The sequence below is a fragment of the Streptomyces sp. NPDC087270 genome (assembly GCF_044744625.1).
In the GTDB taxonomy this organism is placed as follows: Bacteria; Actinomycetota; Actinomycetes; order Streptomycetales; family Streptomycetaceae; genus Actinacidiphila.
Window position 1 is genome coordinate 99,678 of sequence record NZ_JBIUYR010000005.1, and the last position, 24,478, is coordinate 124,155.

Genomic DNA, 24,478 nt, shown 5'->3' on the forward strand with positions numbered 1-24,478 from the left:
CGCGCTTCACGCGCCGTACGCCGCCAGCGCGGCCTGGAGCCTGGGCAGGTCCGGGCCGTGCGCGGCGTTCAGCCCGGTCAGCGCGCTGGTCCGGCGCAGCCGGTAGTCCACCGTGTTCGGGTGGATGTGCAACCGCTCGGCGGTGCGCCGCCGGTCCAACCCGCAGGCCAGGAACGTACGCAACGTCTCCAGCAGGTCCGCGCGGCCCTCCAGCGGGCGCAGCAGCGAGGCGAGCCGGTCGCGGGCCGGGCTGGGCAGGGTGAGCTGGTACTCCAGCAGCACGTCGTCCAGCCGGTACAGGCCCGGGCCGCGCCCGCAGCTCTCGGCGACCTGCCGTATCCGGGCCGCCAGCCGCGCCGCCCCGGCGACGTCCTGCGGGGGCGCCGCGACCGCCGCAGCGGTCAGCTCGGCGCCACAGGCCCGCGCCATGTCCCGCAGGAGTCCGGCCAGCCGGTCGAAGTCAGCCGCGGAGTCAGCCGCGGAGTCAGCGGCGGGGACGTGGCAGCCGGCGCCCGTGAGGCCGTGGACGCCGGTGGTGTCGGGGGTGGCCCCGGGGGCCGGCGCCGTGTCCCGGGTGGTGTCGTGTGCCGGGGCGGCCGGGACCAGCGCCACTCCGCCGTCGGGCGACAGCGCCGACAGCGCCTCGCCGTGCGCCCAGCGGTCCAGCTCCGCCCGCATCCGGCGCAGCTTGCGGCCCGCGGCGATGCCCGGGTCGACGCCGGGCGTGTGCTCGTCCGGGTGCGGGGCGGCCGCCACGCTCACCACCCAGTAGCGCTCCGGCAGCCGCATCCCGGCGCGCTCGGCCGCCTGCCGCGCCGCGCCTCCGTCCAGCAGGGCCGACAGCAGCGCCTGACGCGCGCTCTGCCGCTCGCCGAGCGCGGCCTGGCTCTCGGCGATGTACCCGGCGAACACCGACGCGGTGACCGCGTCGAGGTAGCGCAGCAGCAGCTTCTGCGCGGCCAGCACGTCCGCCAGGTCCTCCGGGCCGGCCTCCGCCAGCACCTCGTCCAGGCACTCGTACGCACCCAGGAAGTACGCCCCGACCACCGCGTCCAGCGGGATGTGCTCCTGCGCGCGGCGCGCCGCCGAGCGGTGCGTCAGCTCCAACTGGGCGGCGGTGGGCGGCTGCCCGGTCCGCAGCACCTGCGCGAAGGAGCGGATGGCGCGGACCACCACCGCGGTGATGTCGCCCCGCAGTTGCTCGGCGGGCAGGGACGCGTACACCGGAATCCGCTCGGTCAGCCGGGTGACCACGCGCGCGGCCAGCTCGTGCACGGCGGTGACCAGGCGCTTGTCCAGCGGGGTGCCGCCGATGGTGATCGGGGCGGCGGGGCGTTGCACCGCCGCGGGCTGCGTCGTCACAGGGCACCTCGCGGGTTGCGGGCGCGCGCGGGTCGGATCGCGGGGCCCTACGCGCCCGGATACGGGACCTTCCACTATTACCTACGGGTAACCCCGGTGTGAAGTGCCGCTCCCGGCTTTGTGCCCGGTCACAACCGGGCGGGTGAAAGTCTGCGCCACCACCCCAGGCTCATCGCGTACCGGCCCGGCACATGATGGCGTGACCCCGTGAGACCCGCTGAGCCCGATGTTCCCGTCGATCCCGTCGTTCCCGTCGATCCCGTCATTCCCGTACGGCAGATCCGTCCCACGCACCCCGCGTGCGCCGTGTCACCCGTCCGGCCTGCCGCCGCGGCGGGCACCCGCCCGCCCCACCACCACTCCCCCACCCCCGAGGACTCGAGGAGAGCCGTGCGCAAGCCCTACGCCCTGGCCGTGACCGCCGCTCTGGCCTGCACCTGCATGTTCCTGCCCGCCGCCGCGAGCGCGTCGGCCGCGGCACCGTCCGCCACCACCGCACCCGGTTCCACCGTGCCGGACCAGGACCCCTTCTACGCGGCCCCGGCCGACATCGCCTCGTACGCGCCCGGCTCCGTCGTCGACAGCCGCCCGGTGCCGGGCGTCAACCTCTTCGGCATCTCCGTCCCGGTGAACGCCTGGCAGATCTCCTACCGCACCAACGACTCGCACGGGCAGGCCGAGCTGGCCGTGACCACCCTGGTGGTGCCCAAGACCGCCTGGACCGGGTCCGGGCCGCGGCCGGTGGTCTCGCTCCAGACTCCCGAGGACAGCGTCGGCACCAGTTGCGCCCCCTCGTACCAGATCGCCACCGGCAAGGACGTGCAGGACGCCGCGCTGGGCGCCCAGCTCCTCGCGGCCAACTGGGCGGTGGCGGTGCCCGACTTCGAGGGGCCCAAGTCGGTGTTCCTCGCCGGGCCGCAGGCCGGGCACGCCGTGCTCGACGGCATCCGCGCGGTGAAGGCGTTCGACACCGCGGGCATCGGTCCTGCCAACCCCTGGGCGCTGGACGGCTATTCGGGCGGCGCCGAGGCGACCGGCTGGGCCGCGCAGCTCCAGCCGTCCTACGCGCCCGAGGTGAAGCTGGCCGGTGCCGCGATCGGCGGGCTGCCCTCCGACCCGTCCTCGGTCGCGAGCTACATCGACGGCACCGCCTTCGCCGGCTTCGAGTTCGCCGCCGCGTACGGCCTCGCCACCGAGTTCCCGGAGTCCGGCATCAACGGACTGCTCAACTCCCGCGGGCAGCAGGACTTCGCGTCCATCAAGGGCACCTGCGAGCTGAACATCCTGCCGGCCTACGCCTTCCGGAAGCTCAACGAGGACACCTCCGTGTCCGACCCGCTCGCCGTCCCCTCGGTCGCGGCCGTCCTGCGCGCCAACACCCTCGGCTCCGCCGCCCCCACCACTCCCGTCTACGACTACCACGCCAACACCGACGAGATCGTGCCCGTCGGCCAGGACAACACCGCCGTCAGCGGCTGGTGCGCGGCCGGCGGCACCGTCGAGAAGGTCCGCGACCTGCTCGGCGAGCACGCCGAGGAGGCCGCCGCCCGCGCCGTGTCGGTCGAGGTCTTCCTGGCGAACCGCTTCGCGAACAAGCCGCCGAACAGCTCCTGCTGACGGCACGTCTGCCGGCACATCGACCGACTCGACCGACACTTCGACCGACACCTGGACCGACATCTGGACCGACGCCTCGACCGACACCTCGCGCCGGCCTGATCCGGCCGAGCCCTCCAGGCGCCTGCCCTGCCGCACCGGGCAGGCGCCTCGGGCATTTCGCTTCGGGCAGCGAACAGCCCCTGGGCACGAGCGGGTTCAGGGAGCGATCAGCACCGCCCCGACGTTGGCGCGGCCCTCGACGGCGGCGTGGGCGTCGGCGGCGCGCTCCAGCGGGAAGGAGGCGTGCACCCGGGGCACCAGCCGGCCCGCCGCGGCCTCGGCGAGGGCCAGGGCGACGTCGGCGCGCTGCTCCGCGGCGGGCTTGGCGAAGACGATGCCGAGCACACCGATCACGGCCAGACCGCGCCCGGCGATCGCGAGGGGGTCCAGCTCGGCCCAGCGCCCGGACGTGAACCCGTACAGGCCGAACCGGCCGCCGCCGTCGGCGGTCGCGGCGAGCGCCTGCACGGCGGTGTCACCGCCGACCGCGTCAAGGACGACGTCTGCGCCGCGCCCGGCGGTCGCCTCGCGGACCTGCGCGGCCCAGTCCGCGTCGGTGTAGTCCACGACCACGTCAGCGCCGAACTCGCGTGCGGCGGCGGCCTTTTCACCGCCGCCGACCGCACCGATCACCGTGCCCGCGCCCAGCACCCCGGCCCGCTGCACCAGCAGCGAGCCGATCCGGCCCGCGGCAGCCGTGACCAGCACGCTCTCGCCCGGCCGCGGCGCGATCGCGGCGAGCATCCCGATCGCGAGGGCGCCGGACTGGGCGACGGCGACGGCCGTGTCCAGCCCCAGCGCCTCGGGCACGCGATGGGCGTTGACGGCCTCGGCGACGGCGAACTCGGCGTACCCGCCGCTCATTCCGACGGTCGCGGCCACCACCCGGGCACCGACCAGCGCCGGATCGGTACCCGGGCCCGCCGCCACGACCCGCCCGCCGACCTCCAGGCCGGGCACGTACGGCAGCGGGAACGGGTAGCGGCCGGACCTGACGATCACATCGCCGTACGACAGTCCCGCCACCTCCACGGCGACGAGCACTTCGCCCTCGGCGGGGGCGGGGATCTCGACGTCCTCGACGCGCAGGACGTCCGGCGGGCCGAACTCGCGGACTCGGATGGCTTTCACGGGTGGCTCCTCGAAAGGCGGACGGGCGGACGGGCGGACGGAGCGGGCGCGGACGAGGTACGTGAACGCGGAGTGCGCGCGCCGGCGTCTGCGTTGACAGTTGCTCCCGATCGAGACAGCATGTCCCGATCAGGGCAGCGAGTGTCCGACCGGTCGGCACGTCTCGTTCGGGGCAGCGGTTCCGTGACCAGCCTCGCGTTCCGCCGGCGGCAGCGGCAAGCAACAGATCGACCGACGTGTCCCGTTGTGGACAAGGAGCGCGAAGTGTCCCAGCCCACCGAGAACGTCCGGGTCCGGCGCACCCGCAAACTGCTGCGGGACGCGCTGATCGAGCTGATCGACGAGCGCGGCTTCGACCGCGTCACCGTCGGCGGGATCACCGAGCGGGCGATGGTCAGCCGGGCCGCCTTCTACCGGAACTACCGCGACAAGTTCCACCTGGTCGAGCAGATCTTCGACGACGCGATGGCCGACCTGCACGGCTCCATGGCGGATGCCCCGCCCGGCTCCTCCGCCACCGCCCCGACCGACCACGGCACCCCACCCGACCGCGCCGCCGCGCCCGCCGGCACCCGGACCGACGCCGAGCGGTGGGTTTCGTTCTTCGAGCACATCGCCCAGTACCACCGCTTCTACGGCGCGTTGCTCGGCAAGCGCGGCAGCACGTGGTTCGCGGCGAGGATGCAGGCGTCGCTGGCGGACATGACCCGGCCGCACCTTCCGGCCACGGGCACCGCCGACGGCCTCGCGGCCTCCGTGCTCGGCGCCCTGTTCACCCAGTCGATCACCTGGTGGCTGGACCAGGGGATGCCCTCGCCCCCGCAGGAGATCGCCCGCCGATCCGCCCAACTCGCCGGTGCCGTCATCTCCGTGGCCAACGGCTGGTCCGCGCCCGCCCCGAAGTGAGCCCGCCCGGAACCGCAGGGGCCCCACCGGTCGGTTCCCCCACACTGGGGACCGTGCACCGCCACCGGATCGACACCCCGCACCCCGACGAGGCCGCCGCCCTCGCGGACGTCCACCTGCGGACCTGGCTGGAGACCTACCCGAACGCCGACGCGGGCATCGACGCGGCCTGGATCACCGAGCACATCGGCCCGGTGACGGCCCCGCCGGGTGTCGCCCGCTGGCGGGCGGTGATCGCGGACGCGCGGGACCGCCCGGATCGGACGTTCTGCCGGGCGGTACGACCGGTGGACGGCGACGGCGTGGCGGGCTTCCTGTGCGGGCTGCGCGAGCCGGCCGGCGAAGGGACGCCGGGCGGCACCCGGCGCCCAACGCCCGGCTCCCACGTGGTCACCCTCGGCCCGATGTATCTGCTGCCCGAGGCGCGCGACCACGGTGTCGGCGGCCGCCTGATGACCGACTTCCTCGGCTGGACCGGCGCCGACCCCGCCCGGCTGTGGGTGACGTCGTACAACGAAGCCGCGGTCCGCTTCTACGCCCGCCACGGCTTCCGGCCCACCGGCGAGCGCGAGTTGTGGCACGGGCGCCTCCCGAACCTGCGGATGGCAAGGGCGCCGCGCGTCCCGGCCGTAGGACCCGCGGGGGCCGTAAACCGGTTGCCGGGAGGGTCGGGGGTGGCCGAGGATCGCGGACCGTGACGACTTCCGCCGACAGCTCCCGTGCCGTCTCCGCGTCCCGCCCGCTCGCGCTGGTCACCGGTGTGGGGCGGACGGTCGGGATCGGCGCGGGGATCGCCGCGCAACTGGCCGACTCCGGCTGGGACATCGCGTTCAGCTACTGGAACCCGTACGACGCGCGGATGGCGTGGGGGGTGGAGGACGGCGCGGTCGAGGCGGTCTCGGCCGACCTGGCCGGGCGCGGCGCGGCCACTGCCGCGATCGAGGCCGACCTGGCCGAAGTGGACGCGGCGGCACGGGTGTTCGACGTGGTCGAGCGGCGGCTCGGGCCGGTGACCGCGCTGGTGATGTGCCACTGCGAGTCGGTCGACTCGGGCCTGCTGGACACGAGCGTCGAGAGCTTCGACCGCCACTTCGCGGTCAACGCCCGCGCGAGCTGGCTGCTGGTACGGGAGTTCGGCCGCCGGTTCACCAGGGCCCACGGCACCGGGCGGATCATCGCGCTGACCAGCGACCACACCGTCGGCAACCTGCCCTACGGCGCCAGCAAGGGCGCGCTGGACCGGATCACCCAGGCCGCGGCCAGGGAACTCGCCCACCTGGGCGTCACCGCCAACGTCGTCAACCCCGGCCCGGTGGACACCGGTTGGATGACGGACGGACTCCGCGACGACCTCGTGGCGCAGACCCCGCTCGGCCGCCTCGGCACCCCGCGCGACACCGCGCACCTGGTGGACTTCCTCTGCTCGCCGCGCGGCCAGTGGATCAACGGGCAGCTCCTGTACAGCAACGGCGGCCTCGCGTAGGGCGCGTCGCGCCCAGCCGCCCGGTTCAGGACGGGTAGGTGCTCAACTCCACGAGGTTGCCGTCCGGGTCGCGGACGTACACGCTCGTGATCGCTCCGGTCGCCCCGGTCCGCTCGACCGGCCCCTCCTCCACCGCGACACCGTGCCCGGCGAGTTCGGCGACGACCTCGTCCAGCGGCTGCTCCACCACCAGGCACAGGTCGGCGCTGCCCGGTGTCGGCCGCGCGGCCTTCGGTTCGAACTCGTGCCCCGCCCGGTGCAGGTTGATCTTGCTGTGCCCGAAGGTGAGCGCCTTCCGCCCGCCCCGGAAGGTCACCTCGGTCATCCCGAGCACCCCCGCGTAGAAGGCGATGGCGGCGTCGATGTCCCGGACGGTCAGGACGAGGTGGTCAAGGCGGTCGACACGCATGGCGGCTGCACGGTTCCTTCCGGCACGGGGGTACGGGGTACGGGGTACGGACGTTCGGGCGTAGCAGGTACGGGCCGTACCTGCTACCCGGCGAGCGTACCGAGCCGGTCGGGCGGATTCGGCCGGCGCCGCGTACGTCGGGCGTCCGGCGCGCGCCATGCCTGCTCGCTACGGCCGAATGGTGGGAATTGCCGCGCATTCCGGCTAACCGTGGTGCGAGGAGCGCCGACGGCGGGCAGGAGCTAGCCGATCCCACCGACCGCACCGACATCGCCGACACCGCCGACCCCACCGCACATCTCCAGCCCATCGAGATCCAGATGACCGTCACCACCGTCGCCAATCCGCGCGGCCGCCCCGGCTACGAGGCGACGCTGCCCTGCGCGCCGCAGAGCGCGCGGTCCGCGCGGAACCTCGTCACGATCGTGCTGAGCGTGTGGGCGCTGGACGACCTGGCCGAGGACACCGCCGCGGTGGTCGGTGAGCTGGTCGCCAACGCGGCCCGGCACACCACCGGTTCGCGGTTGCGGGTGTCGATCACCCGGCCGGGCGGGCAGCTCGTCCGGGTCGCCGTGACCGACCACTCCCCCGAACTCCCGGTGCTGCGCATCCCCGACCCCCAGGACGAGCGCGGCCGCGGCCTCGTCGTGGTCACGGCCCTCGCCGAGACCTGGGGCGCCACCCCGCTGCGCCGCGGCAAGCGGGTGTGGGCCGAGTTGCGCAGCACCCGCGCCTGACCGCCGAGTTCGGGCCGGCCGGCGCCCGGACGAACCCGTACCCGCACCCCCCCGCGCGTCTCCCTCGCGTCTCCCACCGGCGCACCGCTCCGCGCATCTGGCACGCTGGCCGTCGTGGACCTGAGAACGTACGACATGGAAGGTGCGGCGTCGGTGACGGCCGACGAGCTGTGCGACCGGATCGACCTGCGGGACCGGGCCGTTCACGCGTTCGTCGCCGGGTCGGAGACAAGTGCCGCCCGGCGGAGGCGCGTTCACCAGGAGCTGGCGGCGGTGCACGCGTGCCCGTCGGTGGACGGGGCGCGGCCGCCGCTGTTCGGTGTGCCGGTCGCGGTCAAGGACATCGTGCGCGTGGACGGGCTGCCGACGCGCGCCGGATCACGGCTGCCCGCCGAGGTGTTCGAGGGCGCGCAGGCGTCCGTCGTGGACCGGCTCCGCGCGGCCGGGGCCGTGGTCGCGGGGAAGACCGTGACGGCCGAGTTCGCGATGTCCGCACCGGGCCCCACCCGCAATCCGCACGCGCTGGACCACACGCCCGGCGGCTCCAGCAGCGGGTCGGCGGCAGCGGTCGCGGCCGGCATGGTGCCCCTGGCGATCGGCACGCAGACGGGCGGATCGCTGATCCGGCCGGCGGCGTACTGCGGTGTCGTCGGGTTCAAGCCGACCGTCTCCCGTATCCCGATCGACGGTGTCGTCCCCAACGCGCCGACCTTCGACACCCTCGGGATCTTCGCCGCGACCCCCGCCGCGGTGGAGGTGGCGGCCGCCGCGCTGTGCGACGGCTGGCAGCCGGTGGTACGCGACGCCGGGCGGCGCCCTCCGGTGTTCGGCGTGCCCGACGGGCCCTACCTGGACCGGGCCGGGGCGCAGGCGCGTACGGCGCTCGAACGGCAGGTGGCGGCCCTCACGCGGGCCGGGTGCGCGGTGCGCAGGGTGCCGATGTTCGCGGACTTCGCCCGCACCGCCGACGACGTGTTCGCCGTGAACCGCCACGAGGCCGCGCGCAGCCACGCCGAGTGGTTCCCCCGCCACGGCGACCTCTACCGGGAGCAGTCCGCGGCCACCGTCCGCCAGGGGCTCGCGATCTCCCGCACCCGCTACGAGGAGGCGCTGGCGGCGCGCGACGATTTCCGCGCCGGGCTGCTCGCGGCGACCGACCGGGCCGGGGTCGACCTCTGGATCTGCCCGGCCGCCACCGGCCCCGCGCCCCACGGCCTGTCCGACACGGGCGACCCCGTCATGTGCCTGCCCTGGAGCCACGCGGGCTGGCCGTCGCTCGCCCTGCCCGCCGACCGGACCCCCGACGGGCTCCCGCTCGGCTCCCAGTGGGTCGCTCGCGCGGGAGCCGACGAGCAGCTCCTCGCCTGGGCCCGCGCCGTCGCCCCGCTGCTCCTTCCGCCGGCTCGGCTGAACGCTCAGCCGACCACTCGGCCGACCGCCCCGCCGGCCGCTCAGCCGCCGACGTAATCCGCCAGGTGCTCGCCGGTGAGGGTGGAGCGGGCGGCGACCAGGTCGGCGGGGGTGCCCTCGAAGACGATCCGCCCGCCGTCGTGGCCGGCGCCGGGGCCCAGGTCGATGATCCAGTCGGCGTGCGCCATGACCGCCTGGTGGTGCTCGACCACGATCACCGACTTGCCGGCGTCGACGAGGCGGTCGAGCAGGCCGAGCAGTTGCTCGACGTCGGCGAGGTGGAGGCCGGTGGTCGGCTCGTCGAGGACGTAGACGCCGCCCTTGTCGGCCATGTGCGTGGCCAGCTTGAGCCGCTGCCGCTCCCCGCCGGACAGCGTGGTGAGCGGCTGGCCGAGGCTGAGGTAGCCGAGGCCGACGTCGGCGAGCCGGCCGAGGACGGCGTGCGCGGCCGGGGTCCGCGCGTCCCCCGCGCCGAAGAACTCCGCCGCCTCCGCCACCGGCATCGCCAGCACCTCGCTGATGTCGCGCCCGCCCAGGTGGTAGTCGAGCACGGACGCCTCGAACCGCTTCCCCTCGCACACCTCGCAGACGCTCGCGACGCCCGCCATCATGGCCAGGTCGGTGTAGATGACGCCGGTGCCGTTGCAATGGGGGCAGGCGCCCTCGGAGTTGGCGCTGAACAGCGCCGGCTTCACACCGTTCGCCTTCGCGAACGCCTTCCGGATCGGGTCCAGCAGGCCGCTGTACGTCGCCGGGTTGCTGCGCCGCGAGCCGCGGATCGGGCTCTGGTCGATCGACACCACCCCCGCGTCGGCGCCGGCCCGGCCGCTGCCGAGCGATCCGTGCACGAGCGAGCTCTTGCCCGAGCCGGCGACGCCGGTGACCACGACCAGCACCCCGAGCGGGATGTCGACGTCCACGTCCCGCAGGTTGTGCGTCGTCGCCCCGCGGATGGGCAGCACGCCGGTGGGCTCGCGCACGGTCTCCTTCAGCACGGCCCGGTCGTCGAAGTGCCGGCCGGTGACGGTGTCGGCGGCCCGCAGCCCCTCGACGGTGCCCTCGAAGCAGACGGAGCCGCCGCCCGGGCCGGCGCCGGGGCCGAGGTCCACCACGTGGTCGGCGATCCGGATCGTCTCCGGCTTGTGCTCCACCACCAGCAGCGTGTTGCCCTTGTCGCGCAGCCGCAGCAGCAGGTCGTTCATCCGCTGGATGTCGTGGGGGTGCAGGCCGACGGTCGGCTCGTCGAAGACGTAGGTCACGTCGGTGAGCGAGGAGCCGAGCTGGCGGATCATCTTCACCCGCTGCGCCTCGCCGCCCGACAGCGTGCCCGACGGCCGGTCGAGCGAGAGGTAGCCGAGGCCGATCTCGGAGAACGAGTCGAGGGTGTCGCCGAGCGCGGTGAGCAGCGGCGCCACCGAGGGCTCGGCCAGGCCGCGCACCCAGTCGGCCAGGTCGCTGATCTGCATCGCGCAGGCGTCGGCGATGCTGATCCGGCCGATCCGCGACGAGCGCGCGCCCTCGCTGAGCCGGGTCCCCCCGCACTCGGGACAGGCGGTGAACGTGACCGCCCGGTCCACGAACTCCCGCACGTGCGGCTGGAGGGAGTCCCGGTCCTTGGAGAGCATCGACTTCTCGACACGCGGGATCAGACCCTCGTAGGTCATGTTGATGCCCGCGATCTTCATCCGGACCGGCTCGTGGTGCAGGAAGTCGTGCAGTTCCTTCTTGCTGAACCGGCCGACCGGCTTGTCCGGGTCGTAGAAACCCGACTCGATGTAGAGCCGCGAGTTCCAGCCGCCGCCCTTGTAGCCGGGCACGGTGATCGCGCCGTCGTTGAGGGACCTGGACTCGTCGTAGAGCTGTTCGAGGTCGATATCGGAGACGGTGCCGCGGCCCTCGCAGCGCGGGCACATGCCGCCGGTGCGCTGGTAGGTGACCTTCTGCGCCTTCTTGGCGCCGCGCTCGACGGTCATCGCGCCGCTGGCCCGGACCGAGGGGACGTTGAAGGCGTAGGCGCTCGGCGGGCCGATGTGCGGGGTGCCGAGCCGGCTGAACAGGATGCGCAGCATCGCGTTGGCGTCGGTGGCGGTGCCGACCGTGGAGCGCGCGTCGGTGCCCATCCGCTGCTGGTCGACGATGATCGCGGTGGTCAGCCCCTCCAGCACGTCGACCTCGGGCCGGGACAGCGTCGGCATGAAGCCCTGGACGAAGGCGCTGTACGTCTCGTTGATCAGCCGCTGCGACTCCGCGGCGATGGTGCCGAAGACCAGGGAGCTCTTACCCGAGCCGGACACGCCGGTGAACACCGTCAGCCGGCGCTTCGGGATCTCGACGCTGACGTCCTTGAGGTTGTTCACGCGGGCGCCGTGCACCCGGATCAGGTCGTGGTCGTCGGCGAGCCGCGGCTCGGGCGCGCGGCCGGCGGCCTTGGCGCCGCTCTTCGCGGCGGTCTTCCTGGCCGTGCTCATGCTCTCTCCATCTGCTCCGCGGGGCCGCCCGCACGGGTCCGGTCCTCGGTCGGCGTCTCCTGCACCCGATCCAACCAGCTCGGCGCGGTATGTCCACAGATCACCGGGTGCCCGGGATCACCGCTGCCCGCGATCACCGCTTGCTGGGCTGGTGGAAGCGCAGCATGTTGCCGGCCGGGTCGCGGAAGGCGCAGTCGCGCACCCCGTACGGCTGGTCGATCGGCTCCTGGAGCACCTCGGCGCCCGCGACGCGGATGCGCTCGAAGGTCGCGTCGCAGTCGTCGGTGGCGAAGATCACGGCGCGCAGCATGCCCTTGGCGAGCAGTTCGGCCATGGCCTCCTTGTCGGCGGGCGAGGCGTTCGGGTTCGCGAGCGGCGGTTCGAGCACGATGTCGACGCCGGGCTGCGACGGCGAGCCGACGGTGACCCACCGCATGCCCTCGAACCCGACGTCGTTGCGCACTTCGAGACCGAGCACGTCGCGGTAGAAGGCGAGCGCCTTGTCGTGGTCGTCGACGGCGATGAAGCACTGGGAGAGTGTGAGGTCCATGCGCTTCACGCTACGGGCGGGGCCGCGCGGCCCGCTTCTCCATTCCTGACCGGTCCGCGCCGACCGGTCCACGACCAGTGCGCGCCGACCGTGCTGCGACCGGTCCGCGCCGACCGTGCCGCGGGCGACATGGCGGGTGTCCCCCCAGGTCGCGCGGGGCGCAGGAGGACAATGGCGGGAACGTACAGCGATCGTAGGGAACGGAGTGGTCCCCCCATGTCCCCTGTTTCACCCGCCGCCACGGCACCGGTGCGCGAGCTCAACGACGGCACGCGGCTGCCGGGGCTCGGCCTGGGCACGTATCCGATGGACGACACCGAGGCGGAGCGGGCGGTCGCCGAGGCGGTCCGGCTCGGCTACCGGCTGATCGACACCGCGGTGAACTACGGCAACGAGACCGGCACCGGCCGCGGCGTGCGGCACAGCGGGCTGCCGCGCGAGCAGATCGTGGTCACCACGAAGCTGCCCGGCCGCCACCACGGCTACGACGAGACGCTCGCGTCGTTCGAGGAGTCCCGCAAGCGGCTCGGCCTGGAGTACGTCGACCTCTACCTGATCCACTGGCCGCTGCCGAGGGTGGACAAGTACGTCGACTCCTGGCGGGCGATGGTCAAGCTGCGCGAGGAGGGCGCGGTGCGGTCGATCGGGGTCTCGAACTTCACCGCCGCGCACATCGACCGGCTGGAGCGCGAGACGGGCGTGCTGCCGTCGGTGAACCAGATCGAGATGCACCCGCTGTTCCCGCAGGAGGAGTTGCGCGGTCAGCTCGCCGGCAAGGGCGTGGCGGTGGAGAGTTGGAGCCCGCTCGGCCGTGGCAGCGACCTGCTGGCCGACCCCGCGGTGAAGGCGGTCGCCGAGGCGCACGACTGCACGCCCGGCCAGGCGGTGCTGCGCTGGCACACCCAGCTCGGCGCGGTGCCGATCCCCAAGTCGGGTGACCCGCAGCGGCAGCGCGACAACCTGGACATCTTCGGATTCGAGCTGTCCGAGGAGGAATTGGCGGCGATCACGGCCAGCGAGCGGCGGCGGCTGGGCGGCGACCCGGAGCAGCACGAGGAGTTCTGAGCGGCGGGCCCGCGCGCGACGGGTGCTCGACACGTGGGGCGCCTGACCGCGTGGGGCACCCGGCCGCGTGGGGGCTCGACGTGTGCGCTTACGGTCCGGGGCCGGCTGGCCGGCGCGCTACGGGGTGCGCGGCGGCGGGCGCGGCGGGCGGCCCGCGACGCGCGGATCGCCGTCCCAGCACGGGCTGGGAGCACGACACGCCCGGGGACAAATGTCGGATTTGCGGGCTATTGAACCGAATGCCATCCTGAAGATCCAAGCCGATCAAGAGGAGATGGTCCCATGGCTTCGGAGCTGACAGCCCCGGTCGAGACGGCAGCCCTTGCCGCTGAGGTCGAAGGACTGCTGGATTCCGCAGAACCGGAAGGCATCTACCGCGACACCCGTGAGTGCGGCGCAGGACTCCTGCTCGCGGGCCTGCTTCTGATCTCACCGCCTACCCCGCGTCCGAAGACGGACACCCGCTGACGCGGAAGGCGACACGTTGGCCGAGCAGCCGCAAGGGAACACCTCGCTGAGCGCTGTGGTCGCCGACATCGCCACGGGAGTCGTGCTCGCCCTCGACGGCGGGCACGACTCCTACGCGCTGTCGGGTGTCCTCGCGCAGGACGACCCGGTCGCACTCGCCGCGATCAGGGTCCTGGGGGCGGATGTGCTGGCGCCGTACGCGCCGGCCGCCGACACGACGAGCAGCCGGGCCGCGGGGCGCGGCGACGCGACGCGCCCGGGCGGAGCCGGCCTCGCGGACGAGGCGATCGTGCGGAAGGCGCTCGCCGCCTATCCGCCGGCCGCCGACGCCTCCGACGTGTCCGTGTGGAGCTACCGGGGGCTGGTGGAGGCGTCCCGCGCCTTCCTGCCCGGGAGTTCCGGCGCGGGCGGATACGGCGCGGGCGGATACGGCGCGGGCGGATACGGCGCGGGTCACAGCGTGGGCGGTTCCGGCGACGGCGGACAGGACGGCCGGCCGGCCGAGCCGCAGGCGGGCACCGACTGGCTGTACTCCGACCCGTGGCCCAAGCTCGCCCACCGGGCCTCCCAGCTCGGCGCCCTGTCGCTGCCCGGCCTGGCACCCGCCATCGCCGACGGGCTGACCGCGCGCACCGAGGACCTGGCCCGCGGCTTCGTCCGGGCGGTCCGCCGCCGCGACTGGCTCCAGGCCGCGGGCATCGGGCGCTGGCTGGCCCGGGTACCGGACGTACCGGACTCCCTCGGGCTGGACACGGGGCTGGTCTACGTCCTGCGGATGAGCGGCGGCGACCCCCGGGTGGCCCTGCACGCCGCGGTCGCCCGGCGCTTCTACGGGCGCGGGGCGCGGTGAGCGCGGGCGGGAGCGGGGCCACGGGACCGGGCGCGGGTGCGGCCGCGTCCGGTCCGGCTCGGCCGGGGGCGGGGGCAGGGGCAGGGGCGGCGGAAGCGCCGGGCGTGTCGGACCGGGTCGGCGCCACGCGGGCCGCGCCGGGCCGAGACCGCCAAGTCCCCCCGGGCTCACCGGACTTCCCCGCCCGACCCGGCGCCCAGGGCGAAGTACCCCACCCGGACGCCGAGTTGCTGGACCGGATCGCGGCCGGCGCGCTCGCCCGGATCGACGCGATGCGGCCGTCCTTCCGGCTGCCGGCCGACGTGGCGACCGACGCCGACCCGAACCTCACGCTCAAACCGCTGGGCGAGCTGGCCGAGTTGACCGACGTGGTGCGCGGCTGCCACCCCCAGCCGGGGGTGCGCGCCCTGGCCGACGACCTGTTCGCCTTCGCCTGGAAGGAGACCCGCGGCGGCGAGCTCTTCGCCGACCTGGTCCGCGGCGAACCGCAGGCGACCTACCCGGTCGAGTTGTACGGGGTGTTCGCCCGGGCCGGCCTGCGCAACCCGGCCGCCGAGGAACTGATGGCGGCCACCACCGGGCTGCGGCTGTGGCAGCTCGCCCGCGCGGACCACACCCGCACGCTCAACGTCCTCAACGCCGAGCGGCGGATCGGCCTGCCGCCGCACGCCGACTTCGCCGCCGTGCTCGCGCGGACCGGCCTGGGCTGCCGACCCGAGCCGTGGGCGCTGGACCTGCGCACCGCGTACGGCGTCACCCACGACGTCTACCACGTCACCGACTGGGGCCGCGCCCCGCACCGGATGGCCGAACCCGTCGCCGGCTACCTGCGGTTGTGGCTGCCGGCGTGGACCACGAGCTGGCTGGAGGAGCGGCAGTGGGACCTGGCCGGCGAACTCCTCGCCGTCGCCGCGTGCACGCCGGGCGCGCCGTACGACCCGGCGGCCTGGCGGGTGCTGGCGGCGGCGCAGCGCCCGGACGGCGCCGTGCCCGAGACCGGTGACGGGCCGCCCGAAGGCGCCCCGCCCGAGGAGGAGTTCACCGGCTGCTACCACTCCACGCTGGTGATCGCCTTCGCCGCGACCCTGGCGCGTACCGCTCCTGCCGCGCTCGCGGAGAACGCCGCCCCCGCCGTTTCCGCCGCACCCGCGTCCCCGTCCGCACCCGCACCCGCACCCGCACCCGCACCCGCACCCGCCGAGAGCGAGGTCCTGCCGTGACCGCCGCATCCCCCGCGCTCCTGCACCGTGTCGGCGACCAGGCACTCGCCTGGCTGCACGCCAACCGCGAGTACTTCCGGCTCACCGACGACGACCGCGAAACGGGCCGCGGTCTGGTCGAACGCCTCAAGCCCATCGGCGAGTTGGCGATCAACATGCGGGTCCTGGCCCGCGAGGGCATCGCCGGCTCGCGGCAGCACGACATCTCCGTGCGGCTGCTCGACTACGCCTGGCGGGACCTGCTCGACGGCGGCAACGTGCTGGCCGAGCTCCAGGCCCAGGAACCGCTCTCCCCGGTGCCGCTGGAGATCTACGGCAGCCTGCACGAACTCGGCCACCGCCACCCGGGATTGGAGGCAGCGATCGACCTCGCCCGCACCACCGCGAGCTGGCAGGCGGTCGAGATGCTGCCGAACCGGCGGCTCGGCCTGCTCAACGCGGAACGCAAGCTCGGGCTGGTCCCCAGCGGCGACTTCGAACAGGCCGTCGCCGCCACCTGGTTGGGCCGCACGCCGGAGCCGTGGACGGCGCAGTTCCACATCGCGTACGACGTCACGCACACCGTCTTCCACCTCACCGACTGGGGCGCGGAGCCGGACCGGCTGCCGCCGCGGATCGCCTCCTACCTGGCGCTGTACCTGCCCGCATGGGCCACGGACTGGGCCGAGTTGGAGCACTGGGACCTGCTGGGCGAGCTGCTCGTGGTCGACGCGTGCCTGCCCCGGCCGACGCTCGACGCGCAGCTGTGGGAGCGGTACGCGGCCGCGCAGTCCGCCGACGGCGCGATGCCCGTACAGCACGAGATGCCCACCGGGAGCCCGGCCACGGTCTTCGACATCGTCCACCACCCCACGCTGGTCGCGGCGTTCGCCTCCGCGATGGCCACCTCCCGGGCGCTGTCGTCGGACGTCGCCGCGTGAGCGGGCCCGCGGCAAGGCGGCCCGCGTCCGCCCCGCACCCGGCCGCCCCCGGCTCCCGCCCCGGCCACCGAACCGACACGGAGGCCGGCGACGACACCGGCACCGGCACCGGCAGCCGCAGCTCGCGTGCCGAAACCGGAGGCGCAACCGGGGCCGACCCCGAAGCCGATGTCGCCGCCCGGCTGGAGGAGGCGCTGACGCAGGTCCGCGCGCCCGACCTGGTGCTGGCCGTCAGCCGCGCCGGCCGCCGGACCGTCGCCACCGGCGGCACCGCCGACCCCCGGCTGCCGCGCACGTCGCTCAGCTACGAACTGGGCTCGCTCTCCAAGACGTTCACGGTCCTGCTGCTCGCCGAACTGGCCCGGGAGGGGGCGCTCGGCCTGGACGACCGGCTCGCCGCACACCTGCCGGGGCTGGAACTTCCGCACCCCAACTCCCGCGCCATCACCCTGCGGCACCTGGCCACCCACACCTCCGGGCTGCCCCGGGTGCCGCGCGACCTGATCCCCGGCGCGCTGCTGCGGCCGTACACCAACGGCTACGCCGGCTACGACCGCGAGCGGCTGCTGCGCGCCTTCGCCCGCACCCGCACCCGGCACGCCCCCGGCAGCCACTGGCACTACTCCAACCTCGGCCTCGCCCTGCTCGGCCCGGCCCTGGAGGGCGCCGTGGGCAGCGACTACGCCACCCTCCTGACCGAGCGCGTGCTGCGCCCGCTCGGCCTGGCGCGGACCACCATCGGCCCCGCCCCCGCGGGCAGCCCCGCCGCCACCGCCGCGATCGGCCACCGCCCCGACGGCCGTACCCCGCTGCCCCCCACCGACATGGCGGCGTTCACCTCGGCCGGTGCGATCCGTGCCACCCCCGGCGACCTGCTGCGCTACGCCGAAGCCCTCCTCTCCCCCGACGCGCCCGGCACCCCCGACGCGCCCGGTGCCCCCGTGCCCCTGCGCGACGCCCTGAGCGACGTCCAGGTCCCCCAGCTCCGGCGCGGCCTGGGCCACCGCCACACCCACACCCTCACCTGGTACCTGCACCCGGCCTTCGGCGGCCCGATCCTCTTCCACGCCGGCGCGACCTTCGGCCACCAGTCCTTCCTCGGCTTCCATCCGGCCACCGCGACCGCCGTCATCGGCACCGCCACCCGCCACGACCGCACCTGCGCACTGATCAACACCTGCTACACCCTCCTCCACTCCCTCACCGCTCCACCCCGAAACCGTTGACGCCGCCGTCCACCGCCTCGCAGATCTCCATGCGCAGGTATGCATGTGCAGGTACGGCCGGGCGGCGCGCCGCATCGACTGCGGGTGCGCCATCAGTCACCGCCGTGCATCCCAGCGGCGCCTGAAACGACTCAGCGCGGCAGGTACACCAGGGTGGGGCCCCGCAAGCTCCACCCCATCCGATGGTGATCGACCTTGACAGGCAGGGGCGCACTTCCTGTCGGGCCGCATCGCGAAAGTGCGCCCTTTGACCGAAGTTGACACTGTGTCACGCTGGATGCGCGGGATGGAACCGGCGACAGGGGGCGGCTGGTGGACGTCGACATCCTCGTGCTCGGCCCCGTAGGACTGCGTGTGGACGGTGTCCACGAGTCCTACGGAGCGGCCAAGCGCGCGCATTTCCTGGCAGCGCTCGCGATCGACGCGGGCCAGCCGGTAGGACTGGACATCCTGGCCCGGCGGTTGTGGGACAACAGTCCGCCCGGCAAACCGCCCGCATCGCTGCACTCCTACGCTGCCCGGGTCCGGAACCGGATCGGTGCCGATCTACTGGTCCAGCACGCGCACACCTACACTCTCGCCATCGACCCGGACGCCGTCGATTACCACCGCTTCAGCCGCCTTGCCAAGCAAGCACGTTCGCTGGTCGCCAGTGGCGACGACACCCGCGCGCTGGCGCTGGTGCAGGAGGCCGAGGCCCTGAGGCGTGGCACACCGCTGACCGGCATCGGTGGCCTGTGGGCCGAACAGATACGACGGCGCTTCCAGGAACGGCTGTTCTCGGCACGGATGCTGCGCTACGAGATCGAATTGCGCATGGGCCATTACGACGCGGTCGCCGACGAGTTGGCGACAGCGATCGAGCGCGCACCGGGAGACGAGACCGTCACGCGGTACTACATGGTGGCGGCGTACGGCAGAGGTCAGACGACCGCAGCCCTACGAACCTACGACGCGCTACGGCGACAGCTGCGAGCGGTCGGCACCGAACCAGGACACGCCCTGGCCCGCACCAACGCACTCATCCTCGACCAGGTGCCGCCCGGCGAACTACTCGCGGGCAAACCGCGGCATGTCCGCCGGCAGGTCCCCAACCACCTTCCCGCACACGCCGATCTGGTCGGGCGGGAGGAGGAGATACGTGTACTCTGCGCGTCCGGACCGGGAAACGTGGCAGTCCAGGCGATCTCCGGGATGGCCGGGGTGGGAAAGAGCCTGCTCGCGCTGCACACAGCGGAAAAGTTGGCACAGAAGTACCCAGATGGCCAGTTGTATGTCAATTTACGCGCCAACAGCGGGCAAGGGGCGCTGCCGGCGCGCAGCGCGCTGCGAACTCTCCTGCGGAGCCTGGACATTCCCGCCGAGGGCCTGCCCCCGGAACTCGATGATCTCAGCGCACTGTGGCGCACGGTACTGAGCACCCGCCGTGCCGTGGTCGTGCTGGACGACGCGGACGACCCCGACCAACTGCGGCCGCTGCTGCCGGGCGACTCGCCTTCGCTCGTGCTGGTCACCAGCCGCAGACGCCTCACCTCCCTCCCCAAGGCCAGGCACGTCTTCCTTGAGGCCCTGCCCCGGAAGAGCGCGGAGGCGCTGTTCACCGCACGTGTCGTCGCCGAGCAGATCGACGGCGACGAGAAGCTGGCGGAGCTGGTACGGCTGGCGGGACACCTGCCGTTGGCTCTCACCCTCCTCGCGGGACGGCTGCGGTCCCGTCCGACGTGGACCGTGTCGCATCTGCTGGTGAAGCTGTCAGACGACCCGGGGCGGCTGGCGGAGATCCGAGACGGCTCGGGAGACGAGGTGGCTTCGGCGTTCGCCCTGAGCTACGAGCAGTTGACGCCGGAGGAGCAGCGGGTCTTCCGGCTGCTGAGCCTGCACTTCACACCTGGCTTCGGCCCCCACGCCACCGCCGCGCTGACCGGTCTGCCGATCGCGACCACCGAACGGATCATCGAGGAGCTGTACGACGTCAGTCTGCTCGGCGAGCCGATGCCAGAGCACTTCGAACCGCCTGACCTCTTGCGCCTGTACGCGCACAACCTCACGCTCATCCACGACCCCGAGCCGGTGCGTGCGGCCGCGGTCGACCGGCTGGCCGACTTCTACCTGCACGCAGCCGTACACGCCGACCGCTTGCTCTTCCCCCGTACCGACCGGATCGAACGCCCCCTGCCCAGCGGCGCGTTCGCGCTGCCCCGGTGGACCGAGGCACGCCAGGCGCGGGCGTGGATGGTGGCGGAGACCTCCGCGCTCATCGCTGCCGTCCGCCACTACCGTGACCGCGGGCAGCCGGATCGGGCCGCCCAACTCGCCGACGCGCTGCACCAGTTCCTCGACACCGAGGGCCACTGGACGACAGCGGAGGAGATCCATCTGGCCGCCGCCCGCCACTGGCACACGGCGGCCGAGCCCGCCTCCGAGGCTCGCGCCCTGCTCGCGCTGGCCACGGTGCGCTCCCATCTGGGCCGCTACGACGAAGCAGAGCGCAGCGGCCGGAGCGCGCTCGCCCGGGCGCGCTCCGCGAACGACCCCGCGGTCGAGGCGGAGGCTCTGCGAGTACTCGGATTGACGGCGTGGGATCTGGGCCGCCTCGACGAGTGCCTGGAGTTCCACCAGGCCGCACTGGACATGCGGCTGAGAGCGGGAGACCGTTGGCACATCGCGAGGTCCAGAAACAACCTCGGCATATCCCTGCTCCACCTCGGCGATCACAGCCGGGCAGAGGAATGCTTTCGCGCCGCTTACGCAGAATTTGTCCATATTGGCGACCGCCGCGGAGAGGGCCAAGCGCTCAACAATCTCGGTGATCTTCACCTCCGGCGCGGTGAGACCGAATCGGCGCATGACGCCTTCAGCCGCTCATTGGACCTGGTCGCGGAGGACGGCAGCCGTACCGAGTACGCCGTCGGACTGATCAACGTTGCGAGCACCTTGCGCCTGCCGGGGAACACCGAACGAGCACTTGAGATTTACCGACGCGCCCTGGGGATACTGCGCATGATCGGCGGACGGCGCGAAGAGAGCGTCGCATTGGTGGCGATCGGAAAGGTGCTGCACGAATCGGGCCGTTACGCGGAGGCGTCGGCGCACCACACGTCGGCACTGACCGTGGCCCGTGCGATCGGCGCCACGCAGGAAGAGATACAGGCTCTGCGTGGGCTTGGCCTGTCGGAGCTGCGATCCGGGCGCCCCAAGGCGACGAAGGAGCATCTCGCTGCGGCACTGACGCTGGCCGAGCGGATCAACGCCGCGGAGGAGATGGCACGCTGCCACTTGGCGCTGGCCGAACTACATGGGGAAGCGGGCGAAATCGACGACGCGACGGCTCATTCCCGTCTGGCCCACGACTATTTCGACACTCCCTAAGAGCGTCCATCAGAGCTTTTATGTGAGCACCGACTGAGCATTCCGCTACCCAAATCGGGCGCGTAATCGAGACCGGGATGCCAGTTTAGTGCGGGCTCGGCACCACCGCCTCATGTTTGCACGACGACGCATTCGGATGGTCAACTCAGCTTGATCATCCCGGCGTCCGCTGTCGGACCTGCACAACAAGAGGAAATAAGTGACCACCGCTGCCTTACTCATCGTCATACTCTTCGGCTCCCATGCGCCGGCGCACTCCGAGCCGGCGGCGCAGAGCACGCCGCACATCCACTCGGTGGTCATCGCCGCCGACTCACGGACGGATGCCGCTCAGGCCGAGCCCGCGCAGGTGCACAGCGACCACTGCATGCCCAGTGCACTGGTCGACTCCGTCGGGACCCTCGGCTCCGTCGGGACCGTCGCGGTGTGAACCCGTCCGCTGGAGCCCGGTTCCCCCGGGCTCCAGCGGGGCCGAACGGCGGCCGGCAAACGCCAGGGCCCCGACGGCGCTTCAGGCGGCTGCCGCAGGTTGCGGGCGGCGAATTGGCTGGCCGGCCGTCCAGATGAGGAAAGTGCCCCCTGGGGGCATCGGGTCGGGGGCGCGGGTGTGCTTATGCTCGGACAATGACGACGCGTGAACCTGAAGAGCCCGCCGCCGCGGGGACGGAGAGCCGGCCGACGGCGAACGCGATGCGCCGTGCGCTGCACCGCGCGGAGGAGGGGGTAGCGCTGGACGCCGCGGAGGCGGCCGTGCTGCTCCAGGCGCGAGGCGCGGACCTGGAACGGCTGTCGGCGGTGGCCGGGCGGGTGCGGGACTCCGGACTGGCCGCGGCGGGCCGGCCGGGCGTGATCACGTACTCGCGGAAGGTCTTCATCCCGCTGACCCGGCTGTGCCGGGACAAGTGCCACTACTGCACCTTCGTCACGGTGCCCGGGAAGCTGCGGCGGGCCGGCGAGGGGATGTTCCTGTCGCCGGACGAGGTGCTGGACATCGCCCGGCGCGGCGCCGAAATGGGCTGCAAGGAGGCGCTGTTCACGCTCGGCGACCGCCCGGAGGACCGCTGGCCGGAGGCCCGGGAGTGGCTGGACGCGCACGGCTACGACGACACGCTCGCGTATGTGCGGGCGATGGCGGTGCGGGTGCTGGAGGAGACCGGGCTGCTGCCGCACCTGAACCCGGGGGTGCTCGGCTGGACCGACCTCCAGCGGCTGAAGCCGGTCGCGCCGTCGATGGGCATGATGCTGGAGACGACCGCGACCCGGCTGTGGTCGGAGCCCGGCGGCCCGCACCACGGCTCGCCGGACAAGGAGCCCGCGGTCCGGCTGCGGGTGCTGGAGGACGCCGGCCGCTCCAACGTGCCGTTCACCACCGGCATCCTGATCGGGATCGGGGAGACGTACACCGAGCGGGCCGAGTCGCTCTTCGCGATCCGCCGCACCTCCCGGCAGTACCACGGCATCCAGGAAGTCATCGTGCAGAACTTCCGGGCCAAGCCGGACACCGCGATGCGCGGCATGCCCGACGCGGAACTCGGCGAGCTGGCCGCGGCCATCGCGGTGGCCCGGATCGTGCTCGGCCCGGCGGCCCGCATCCAGGCGCCGCCGAACCTGGTGGACGGCGAGTACGGCAGCTTCGTCGCCGCCGGCATCGACGACTGGGGCGGGGTGTCGCCGCTGACCCCCGACCACGTCAATCCCGAACGCCCGTGGCCGCAGATCGAGGAGCTGGCCGCGCGCACCGCGGACGCCGGCTTCACGCTCAAGGAGCGGCTGACGATCTACCCGGAGTACGTACGCCGTGGCGAGCCCTGGCTCGACCCGCGGCTGCTGCCCCACGTCACCGCGCTCGCCGACCCCGACACCGGCCTGGCCCGCGAGGGCGTACGGCCGCGGGGGCTGCCCTGGCAGGAGCCGGAGGACGCCTTCCCGGCGGCGGGCGGGCGCACCGACCTGCACCGGACCATCGACACGCAGGGGCGCAGCGCCGACCGGCGCGACGACTTCGACGACGTGTACGGCGACTGGGCGGAGTTGCGCGAGCAGGCCGCGCCCGGACTGGTGCCCGACAAGGTGGACGCCGACGTCAAGCAGGCGCTGTCGGTGGCCGCCGACGACCCGACCCGGCTCACCGACGCGCAGGCGCTGGCGCTGCTGCACGCCGACGGCCCGGCCCTGGACGCGCTGTGCCGGATCGCGGACGACGTGCGCAGGGACACCGTCGGCGACGAGGTGACGTACATCGTCACGCGGAACATCAACTTCACCAACGTCTGCTACACCGGCTGCCGCTTCTGCGCCTTCGCCCAGCGCCGTACCGACGCCGACGCGTACACGCTCTCCCTCGACCAGGTCGCCGACCGGGCCGAACAGGCCTGGCAGGTGGGGGCGGTGGAGGTGTGCATGCAGGGCGGCATCCACCCGGACCTGCCCGGCTCGGCGTACTTCGACATCGCCCGCGCGGTCAAGGCCCGGGTGCCGGGCATGCACGTCCACGCCTTCTCCCCGATGGAGGTGGTCAACGGCGCGACCAGGACCGGCATGTCGATCCGGGACTGGCTGTCGGCGGCGAAGGAGGCCGGCCTGGACACCATCCCGGGCACGGCGGCCGAGATCCTGGACGACGAGGTCCGCTGGGTGCTCACCAAGGGCAAGCTGCCCGCCGCGACCTGGGTCGAAGTGGTCTCCACCGCCCACGAGTTGGGCATCCGCTCGTCGTCCACCATGATGTACGGCCACGTGGACCAGCCGCACCACTGGCTCGGGCACCTGCGGTTGCTCGCGGAGATCCAGCAACGCACCGGCGGTTTCACGGAGTTCGTGACCCTGCCGTTCATCCACACCAACGCGCCGGTCTACCTCGCGGGCATCGCGCGGCCCGGCCCCACGATGCGGGACAACCGGGCGGTCACCGCGATGGCGCGGCTGCTGCTGCACCCGCACATCCCCAACATCCAGACCAGCTGGGTGAAGCTCGGTGCGGAGGGCGCGGCGGAGATGCTGCGCTCGGGCGCGAACGACCTCGGCGGCACCCTGATGGAGGAGACCATCTCCCGGATGGCGGGCTCGCGTTACGGGTCGTACCGCTCGGTGCGCGACCTCGTCGCGATCGCCGACGCGGCCGGCCGGCCCTCCCGCCCGCGCACCACCCTGTACGGGGAGGTGCCGGAGGAGCGGACCGCCGCGGCGCTCGCCTCTGACGGGCACCTGCCGGAGCTGCTGCCGGTGCTCGGCGACTGAGCCGGCGG

20 protein-coding genes are annotated in these 24,478 nt (G+C 73.3%); 15 read left to right on the forward strand and 5 right to left on the reverse strand.

Annotation, left to right across the window (positions count from 1 at the left end):
• Window positions 1–6: 6 nt before the first annotated feature.
• Window positions 7–1,362: a PucR family transcriptional regulator gene (locus tag ACIPAE_RS11830; protein WP_402444616.1), complete on the reverse strand. Its 1,356-nt coding sequence runs from the start codon at window positions 1,360–1,362 to the stop codon at window positions 7–9.
• A 390-nt stretch (window positions 1,363–1,752) separates the two neighbouring features.
• On the opposite strand from ACIPAE_RS11830, the gene ACIPAE_RS11835 reads away from it, so the two are divergent.
• On the forward strand, window positions 1,753–2,979 hold the full coding sequence (locus tag ACIPAE_RS11835) for a lipase family protein (protein ID WP_329362710.1): 1,227 nt from the start codon (window positions 1,753–1,755) through the stop codon (window positions 2,977–2,979).
• A 198-nt stretch (window positions 2,980–3,177) separates the two neighbouring features.
• Here ACIPAE_RS11835 and ACIPAE_RS11840 read toward each other — a convergent pair whose 3' ends face one another.
• Window positions 3,178–4,152 carry a zinc-binding dehydrogenase gene (locus ACIPAE_RS11840; RefSeq protein ID WP_402444619.1) on the reverse strand — a complete coding sequence of 325 codons (975 nt, stop codon included), beginning with the start codon at window positions 4,150–4,152 and terminating at the stop codon, window positions 3,178–3,180.
• Between the two features lie 264 nt (window positions 4,153–4,416).
• On the opposite strand from ACIPAE_RS11840, the gene ACIPAE_RS11845 reads away from it, so the two are divergent.
• The 3 genes from ACIPAE_RS11845 to ACIPAE_RS11855 are packed head-to-tail and all read left to right on the forward strand — an operon-like array spanning window position 4,417 to window position 6,541.
• Window positions 4,417–5,058: a TetR/AcrR family transcriptional regulator gene (locus ACIPAE_RS11845; protein WP_329362713.1), complete on the forward strand. Its 642-nt coding sequence runs from the start codon at window positions 4,417–4,419 to the stop codon at window positions 5,056–5,058.
• A gap of 53 nt (window positions 5,059–5,111) precedes the next feature.
• The gene (locus ACIPAE_RS11850) at window positions 5,112–5,756 is read left to right on the forward strand and encodes a GNAT family N-acetyltransferase (protein ID WP_402444621.1); all 645 of its coding nucleotides are present in this window, start codon (window positions 5,112–5,114) and stop codon (window positions 5,754–5,756) included.
• Window positions 5,753–6,541 (forward strand): SDR family oxidoreductase, encoded by a 789-nt coding sequence (locus ACIPAE_RS11855; protein ID WP_402444622.1) that lies wholly within the window; start codon window positions 5,753–5,755, stop codon window positions 6,539–6,541. The genes ACIPAE_RS11850 and ACIPAE_RS11855 overlap by 4 nt, the downstream gene beginning before the upstream one ends.
• A 25-nt stretch (window positions 6,542–6,566) precedes the next feature.
• Here ACIPAE_RS11855 and ACIPAE_RS11860 read toward each other — a convergent pair whose 3' ends face one another.
• A complete protein-coding gene (locus tag ACIPAE_RS11860) occupies window positions 6,567–6,950 on the reverse strand; it encodes a VOC family protein (protein WP_329362717.1) in 384 nt (127 codons plus the stop codon).
• 188 nt (window positions 6,951–7,138) lie between these two features.
• Between ACIPAE_RS11860 and ACIPAE_RS11865 the strand changes: the two genes are divergently transcribed.
• Both ACIPAE_RS11865 and ACIPAE_RS11870 read left to right on the forward strand, forming a co-directional pair.
• Entirely contained in the window at window positions 7,139–7,687 is a 549-nt protein-coding gene (locus tag ACIPAE_RS11865) for an ATP-binding protein (RefSeq protein WP_402444624.1), read from the forward strand.
• 114 nt (window positions 7,688–7,801) lie between these two features.
• Complete coding sequence (locus tag ACIPAE_RS11870) at window positions 7,802–9,154, forward strand: amidase (protein ID WP_402444626.1); 1,353 nt, start codon at window positions 7,802–7,804, stop codon at window positions 9,152–9,154.
• Here ACIPAE_RS11870 and ACIPAE_RS11875 read toward each other — a convergent pair.
• The gene (locus tag ACIPAE_RS11875; protein WP_366410235.1) at window positions 9,139–11,565 is read right to left on the reverse strand and encodes an excinuclease ABC subunit UvrA; all 2,427 of its coding nucleotides are present in this window, start codon (window positions 11,563–11,565) and stop codon (window positions 9,139–9,141) included. The two genes, ACIPAE_RS11870 and ACIPAE_RS11875, sit on opposite strands and share 16 nt — an antisense overlap.
• Window positions 11,566–11,698: 133 nt before the next feature.
• Complete coding sequence (locus ACIPAE_RS11880; RefSeq protein ID WP_329362723.1) at window positions 11,699–12,115, reverse strand: VOC family protein; 417 nt, start codon at window positions 12,113–12,115, stop codon at window positions 11,699–11,701.
• 216 nt (window positions 12,116–12,331) lie between these two features.
• On the opposite strand from ACIPAE_RS11880, the gene ACIPAE_RS11885 reads away from it, so the two are divergent.
• The 9 genes from ACIPAE_RS11885 (at window position 12,332) to ACIPAE_RS11925 (ending at window position 24,470) form a co-directional block, all read left to right on the forward strand.
• Window positions 12,332–13,180: an aldo/keto reductase gene (locus ACIPAE_RS11885; protein WP_402444629.1), complete on the forward strand. Its 849-nt coding sequence runs from the start codon at window positions 12,332–12,334 to the stop codon at window positions 13,178–13,180.
• Between the two features lie 282 nt (window positions 13,181–13,462).
• The gene (locus ACIPAE_RS11890) at window positions 13,463–13,648 is read left to right on the forward strand and encodes a hypothetical protein (protein ID WP_329362726.1); all 186 of its coding nucleotides are present in this window, start codon (window positions 13,463–13,465) and stop codon (window positions 13,646–13,648) included.
• 16 nt (window positions 13,649–13,664) lie between these two features.
• Window positions 13,665–14,498 (forward strand): hypothetical protein, encoded by an 834-nt coding sequence (locus tag ACIPAE_RS11895; RefSeq protein ID WP_402444632.1) that lies wholly within the window; start codon window positions 13,665–13,667, stop codon window positions 14,496–14,498.
• A 104-nt stretch (window positions 14,499–14,602) separates the two neighbouring features.
• Window positions 14,603–15,718, forward strand: a complete 1,116-nt coding sequence (locus ACIPAE_RS11900; RefSeq protein WP_402444634.1) for a DUF6895 family protein — start codon at window positions 14,603–14,605, stop codon at window positions 15,716–15,718.
• Complete coding sequence (locus ACIPAE_RS11905; RefSeq protein WP_402444635.1) at window positions 15,715–16,638, forward strand: DUF6895 family protein; 924 nt, start codon at window positions 15,715–15,717, stop codon at window positions 16,636–16,638. Before ACIPAE_RS11900 ends, ACIPAE_RS11905 begins: the two co-directional genes overlap by 4 nt.
• A gap of 182 nt (window positions 16,639–16,820) precedes the next feature.
• Window positions 16,821–17,864 carry a serine hydrolase domain-containing protein gene (locus tag ACIPAE_RS11910; protein ID WP_402445037.1) on the forward strand — a complete coding sequence of 348 codons (1,044 nt, stop codon included), beginning with the start codon at window positions 16,821–16,823 and terminating at the stop codon, window positions 17,862–17,864.
• Window positions 17,865–18,176: 312 nt separating this feature from the next.
• On the forward strand, window positions 18,177–21,233 hold the full coding sequence (locus tag ACIPAE_RS11915) for a tetratricopeptide repeat protein (protein WP_402444637.1): 3,057 nt from the start codon (window positions 18,177–18,179) through the stop codon (window positions 21,231–21,233).
• Window positions 21,234–21,432: 199 nt separating this feature from the next.
• The gene (locus tag ACIPAE_RS11920) at window positions 21,433–21,663 is read left to right on the forward strand and encodes a hypothetical protein (RefSeq protein ID WP_402444639.1); all 231 of its coding nucleotides are present in this window, start codon (window positions 21,433–21,435) and stop codon (window positions 21,661–21,663) included.
• 194 nt (window positions 21,664–21,857) lie between these two features.
• Window positions 21,858–24,470, forward strand: coding sequence for a bifunctional FO biosynthesis protein CofGH (locus tag ACIPAE_RS11925; protein ID WP_402444641.1), 2,613 nt, complete (start codon window positions 21,858–21,860; stop codon window positions 24,468–24,470).
• The last annotated feature ends 8 nt before the right edge of the window (window positions 24,471–24,478 follow it).